We start from the raw sequence: 5,966 nt of genomic DNA on the forward strand, positions 1-5,966 counted from the left end.
GTCGACGTGCTGCCCGGCGGCTCGGTCGAGAATTTCGACGTGCCGCGGCTGTCCAAGCTGAAGGACACCTGCGTCACCGGCGCCGGCTGGGAGTTCTTCTCGCCGCTGGCCTGGCTGTGGCTGAACAACCGCCAGGGCCCGCTCGCGGACAAGCGGGTGCGGCAGGCGATCATGTATGCGATCGACCGCGATTTCGCCAAGGACGTGATCTGGAACGGGCTCGGCAAGGTGGCGACCGGCCCGTCCGCCTCGACCATCAAGTACTACACCGCCGACGTGCCGAAATATCCGTACGATCCGGCCAAGGCCAAGGCGCTGTTGAAGGAAGCCGGCTACAAGGGCGAGAAGATCCGCCTGTTGCCGCTCGCCTATGGCGAGACCTGGCAGCGCTGGGGTGAAGCCGTGAAGCAGAACCTCCAGGATGTCGGCATGACCATCGAGACGATCGCCACCGACGTTGCCGGCGGCAACCAGAAGATCGGCGACTGGGACTACGACATCGCCTTCACCTATCTCTACCAGTACGGCGATCCGGCCCTCGGCGTCGGGCGCAACTACGTCTCCAGCGCCATCGCCAAGGGCCAGGTGTTCAACAATGTCGAGGGCTACTCCAACCCGGAGATCGACAAGCTGTTCGCCGACGGCGCCGTCGCGACCCCGGATTCCAAGCGCAAGGAGATCTACGAGAAGGCGCAGAAGATCCTGGTCGAGGACGTGCCGGTGGCCTGGATGCTCGAGCTGCAATTCCCGACCATCATGCGCTGCAAGGTCAAGAACCTGATCACGACCGGCATCGGCGTCAATGACGGCTTCAAGGACGCATGGCTCGACAAGTGAGCCCTGGTCTTTTCACCTCTCCCCGCTCTTGTCCGCCAAGGCGAAGGCGGATGCGGGGAGAGGACGAATGTGTGCGAAGCGCACATTCGGGTGAGGGGGAGGCTCCGCGAATCCAACTGCCACCGTCCGCGCGGAGACTCCCCCTCACCCCGACCCTCTCCCCGCAAGCGGGGCGAGGGAGCCCACTGTCTCCGTCGCCACGGATCACGTTTCAAGATATGACGCTCTAGATATGCTCTCCTTCGTCGCTCAGCGTGTCGTGAAGGGCGTGATCGTCCTGCTCGCGATCGTCGTCCTCAATTTCTTCCTGATCCGGCTTGCGCCCGGCGATCCCGCGGTCGTGATGGCGGGCGAGGCCGGCGCCAGCGACCAGATCTTCGTCAAGCAGCTCCGGGAAAAGTTCGGCCTCGACAAGCCGCTGCCCGAGCAGCTCTTCATCTACGTCAAGGGCGTCGTCACCCTCGACCTCGGCTTCTCCTTCCGCCAGCAGGCGCCGGTGTCGAAGCTGATCCTCGAACGGCTGCCGGCGACCCTGCTGCTGACGCTGACCGCCTTCGCGATCTCGCTGATGCTCGGCGTCCTGTTCGGAAGCTTCGCGGCGCGCTTTGCCGGGACCTTTCTTGACACCGGCATCACCGTGTTCGCCCTGATCTTCTACGCCATGCCGATCTTCTGGGTGGCGCTGATGGGTATCCTCCTGTTCTCGGTCACCTTCGATTGGCTGCCGAGCTTCGGCTACGAGACGGTCGGCGCCAACCTCACCGGCCTCGCCCACGCGGTCGACGTCGCCAAACACCTGATCATGCCGGCGATGACGCTCGGCCTATTCTTCATGGCGACCTATACCCGCATGACGCGCGCCTCGATGCTGGAGGTGAAGCGCCTCGACTTCGTCAAGACCGCGCGCGCCAAGGGCCTCTCCGACGCCGTGATCCAGCGCCGCCACGTGCTGCGCAACGCGCTGCTGCCCGTCGTGACGCTGGCCGGCGTGCATTCCGGCACGCTGATCGGCGGCGCCGTCATCACCGAGACCGTGTTCGCCTGGCCCGGCATCGGACGCCTGATGTACGACGCGCTGCTGCAGCGGGACTACAACCTCCTGCTCGGCGTGTTCGTGATCTGCTCCGCCATGGTCCTGATCTTCAACCTCGTCACCGACCTCGTCTATCGGCTGGTCGATCCGCGCATCGAATTCGCCTCATGAAACAATTCTGGAAATCGATGCTGCGCAGCCCGAGCGGCGTCATCGGCCTCATCATCCTGTTGCTTGCGATCGGAATCGCGGTGTTCGGACCGATGCTGTTCCCGAACTCGCCCTGGCGCATGGTGCAGCGGCCGTTCCTGCCGCCGTTCACGCTCTCGACCGTGCCGCTCGGCACCGACGCGCTCGGCCGCGACGTGTTCGCCGGCATGATCTTTGGCGCACGCGTGTCGCTGCTGGTCGGCCTCGTCTCGACGCTGGTGGCGCTGGTCGTCGGCGTGCCGATCGGCGCCATGGCCGGCTATTTCGGCGGCAAGGTCGACGATGCCCTGATGCGCTTCACCGAATTCTTCCAGACCATTCCGAGCTTCGCGCTGGCGATCGTGCTGGTCGCGATCCTGCAGCCCTCGATCTATTCGATCGTGGCCTCGATCGCGGTGGTGAGCTGGCCGCCGGTCGCCCGCCTCGTGCGCGGCGAGGTGCTGTCGCTGCGCACGCGCGAATACGTCCAGGCCGCCGTGGTCACCGGCCAGAGCAACACCTGGATCATCCTGCGCGAGATCCTGCCCAATGCGCTGTCGCCGGTGATCGTGCTGGCCTCGCTGATGGTGGCGACCGCGATCCTCCTGGAATCCTCGCTGGCCTTCCTCGGCCTCGGCGATCCCAATCTGATCTCCTGGGGCTACATGGTCGGCGCCGGCCGCACCGTGATCCGGCAGGCCTGGTGGATCACGGTGTTTCCCGGCGTCGCCATCCTGATCTCGGTGCTCGGCTTGAACCTGATCGGTGAAGGCCTCAACGACGCGCTCAATCCGCGGCTGTCGCGGGAGGGACGCTGATGATGACCGCCCCGCCCGCCGTCTCCATCAAGAACCTGCAGATCGCATTGCCCAAGGGCGCCGAGCGTGCCTTCGCCGTCGACGGCGTCTCGCTCGACCTCCGGCCCGGCAAGATCGTCTGCGTCGTCGGCGAATCCGGCTCCGGCAAGTCGATGTGCGCGCATGCGCTGATGGGCCTGTTGCCGGATACGGTCAACGTCACCACCGGCGAGATCCTGTTCGAGGGCCGCGACCTGCTCAAGCTGGACGACGACGGCTGGCGCGATCTGCGCGGGCGTCGCCTAGCGATGATCTTCCAGGAGCCGATGACCGCGCTCAATCCATTGATGCGGATCGGCGACCAGATGGCGGAGATGTTCGAGGCCCACGGCCTGCTCACGCCCAGGGAGCGGCGCGCAAGAGCGCTGGCGCTGGCACGCGAGGTCGGCCTGCCCGACCCCGAGCGCATCGTCCGCGCCTATCCGCACCAGCTCTCCGGCGGCCAGCGCCAGCGCGCCATGATCGCGATGGCGCTCGCGCTCGAGCCCGCGGTGCTGGTGGCGGACGAGCCGACCACCGCGCTCGACGTCACCACGCAGGCGCAGATCCTGAAACTGATCCGCAACCTCCAGCGCAACCGCAACATGGCGGTGATGTTCATCACCCATGATTTCGGCGTGGTCGCCGATATCGCCGACCAGGTCGTGGTGCTCCGGCACGGCAAGGTGGTCGAGGAAGGCCCCGCCGCCAACGTCTTCGACGAGCCGCAGCACGACTACACCAAGGCGCTGCTCGCCGCCGTGCCGTCGATGGATCCGCCGGCGCGCGAGCCGCTCGACGATCAGGCCAGGGCCGTCGAGGTGATCGGGCTGGACAAGACCTACGTCACATCAGGGGGCTGGTTTCGCGAGGACCGCCGCGTCGATGCCGCGCGCGAGGTCAACTTCAACATCCTCAAGGGCGAGACGCTCGGCCTCGTCGGCGAATCCGGCTCGGGCAAGTCGTCGGTGGCACGCCTCGTGATGCGGCTGATCGAAGCCGACCGCGGCACGGTGCGGATCGGCGAGACCGATCTCACGCAGCTTTCTGGCAAGGCGCTGCGCACTGAGCGCCATCGCATCCAGATGATCTTCCAGGATCCGTTCGCCTCGCTCAATCCGCGCCGCAAGATCGGCCACATCATCGCCGACGGCCCGATCGCAGCCGGCATCGATCCGAAGGTCGCCTTCGAGCGCGCCCGCGATCTCCTGAAGATGGTGGGCCTGGATGCCGGCGCGCTCGAACGCTATCCGCATGAATTCTCCGGCGGCCAGCGCCAGCGCATCGGCATTGCGCGCGCGCTCGCGCTCGAGCCCGAGATCATCGTTGCCGACGAAGCCGTCTCCGCGCTCGACGTCTCGGTGCAGGCGCAAGTCTTGCGGCTGCTCGAAGACCTCAAGGCGCGCCTTGGCCTCTCGATGCTGTTCATCACCCACGATCTGCGCGTCGCCGCCCAGATCTGCGACCGCATCGCGGTGATGCAGCGCGGGGCCATCGTCGAGCTGAAGCCGACAGCGCAGCTGTTCGCCGCGCCCGAGCACGCCTATACGCGCGAACTGCTCGCGGCAGTGCCGGGGCGGAAGGAACGCGCGCCGGCGGCGTGAGGCGAGCGGTATCCGGTTCGGCTCCAGACGATTGGACCGAATCGAACCGCATCTGTCGTAACGGCGCTGTCACGCGCTTTTTATTCCTCGTGACCGCCTACACAGCTTCAAAGCGCCGGGCCGCACCCCACATCGGTTTGGAATGATTTCCATCATCTGATGATGGTTGCCAAACTCTTCGGAGCCAAACATGGGCCAGGTTATTCAATTTGTCTCGAGATCCGAGCGCGAACGATTGCGCCTCATCCAGGAGGCACGCGCGATCTATGACAGCATCTTCCCGCCCGCTGATCCGGTCAGCGAGCGGCACGACACGACCACGATCGGGCGCGCCGTCGGCGGCAACGTGGAAAGTCTGTCGTGATCAAGATCATCGCCGTGCTCTGCAGCCTCTCCTCTCCCGCCAATTGTCACGAGCAGATCGTCACCACGTCGGACTTCGCCGACGTCTCGATGCAGTCCTGCATGATGGGCGCGCCGCAGCTTGCCGAATGGATGAACCAGCATCCGGCCGAGCGCCTGGCGGGATGGCGCTGCGTGATCGGGCAACAGGGTGGCCGGGGCGCCTGAGGTGCGCTGATCGGACCTCCCCGATCCCGCTGGGCCGTGACGACGACGCACCGGCGAGCTAGGATGGCCCATAGCCGCCTGGCAAAAGGGGGAGCCGGATGGAGGTCGCCAGCCTCGTTCTTCCCGTGTTCGCGATCATCGTCACCGGCTGGCTGGCCGGCGCGCTCGGCTATCTCTCGCGCACGCTCGCCGACGCGCTGGTGCACTTTGCCTACAACGTGGCGATGCCGGCGCTGCTGATCGTCACGATCGCCCAGGAGCCGGCGCGCAACCTGCTGGAATGGCGCTTCCTGCTCGCGTTTGGCGGCGGCTCGCTGCTCTGCTTCGCGCTCGTCTTCGTAGCCGTCCGCGCCGGCGGAAAGCATGATCTCGCCAGCAGCACCATCCATGGCATGGCCGCAGCCATGACCAACACCGGCTTCGTGGCGCTTCCGATCCTGCACGCGATCTACGGCCAGCCCGCCGTCCTGCCCGCCGCCGTGGCGACGGTGTTCGTGGCCGCCGTGATGTTTCCGATCACGGTCATCCTGCTGGAAAAGGAGGCGCGCGGACCTGCGCACTCCGCTGGCCTCGCGAAACAGATCCTGCTCAATCCGATGGTGCTGTCGACGCTCATTGGGCTCGCATGGGCGATCACGGGCCTGCCGATTCCGTCGCCCGTTGCGGCCTACCTCAACATGATCGCGGCTGCGCTCACGCCCTGCGCGCTATTTGCCATCGGGCTCGGCCTGTCGGTCGAAGGCTTGCGATCGAATCTGAAGGCATCGTTCGCGCTCTCGGCCGTGAAGCTGGTGGTGATGCCGCTGATCGTCTACGGGCTTTGCGTGATCACCGGCCTCGATCCGCTCTACACCGTCGCCGCCGTCGTGTGCGCGGCCGTGCCGACGGCGAAAACCG

7 protein-coding genes are annotated in these 5,966 nt (G+C 66.0%); all 7 read left to right on the plus strand.

The genetic code is table 11. The features are described 5' to 3' along the window. Window positions 1–837 (plus strand): ABC transporter substrate-binding protein (locus AC1D00_RS23065; RefSeq protein WP_477012238.1); only part of this gene is annotated, 837 nt, incomplete at its 5' end. A gap of 232 nt (window positions 838–1,069) precedes the next feature. Beyond that, entirely contained in the window at window positions 1,070–2,041 is a 972-nt protein-coding gene (locus tag AC1D00_RS23070) for an ABC transporter permease (RefSeq protein ID WP_477012239.1), read from the plus strand. Beyond that, window positions 2,038–2,877: an ABC transporter permease gene (locus AC1D00_RS23075; protein ID WP_025575214.1), complete on the plus strand. Its 840-nt coding sequence runs from the start codon at window positions 2,038–2,040 to the stop codon at window positions 2,875–2,877. Before AC1D00_RS23070 ends, AC1D00_RS23075 begins: the two co-directional genes overlap by 4 nt. 2 nt (window positions 2,878–2,879) lie before the next feature. Further along, a complete protein-coding gene (locus AC1D00_RS23080; RefSeq protein ID WP_477012241.1) occupies window positions 2,880–4,499 on the plus strand; it encodes an ABC transporter ATP-binding protein in 1,620 nt (539 codons plus the stop codon). A 190-nt stretch (window positions 4,500–4,689) separates the two neighbouring features. After that, window positions 4,690–4,863, plus strand: coding sequence for a hypothetical protein (locus AC1D00_RS23085; protein WP_167771330.1), 174 nt, complete (start codon window positions 4,690–4,692; stop codon window positions 4,861–4,863). Beyond that, on the plus strand, window positions 4,860–5,069 hold the full coding sequence (locus AC1D00_RS23090) for a hypothetical protein (RefSeq protein WP_011084026.1): 210 nt from the start codon (window positions 4,860–4,862) through the stop codon (window positions 5,067–5,069). Before AC1D00_RS23085 ends, AC1D00_RS23090 begins: the two co-directional genes overlap by 4 nt. Before the next feature lie 98 nt (window positions 5,070–5,167). Continuing rightward, on the plus strand, window positions 5,168–5,966 hold a 799-nt coding region (locus tag AC1D00_RS23095; protein ID WP_477012240.1), incomplete at its 3' end, for an AEC family transporter.

It is taken from the genome of Bradyrhizobium sp. P2_E8 (assembly GCF_056403875.1).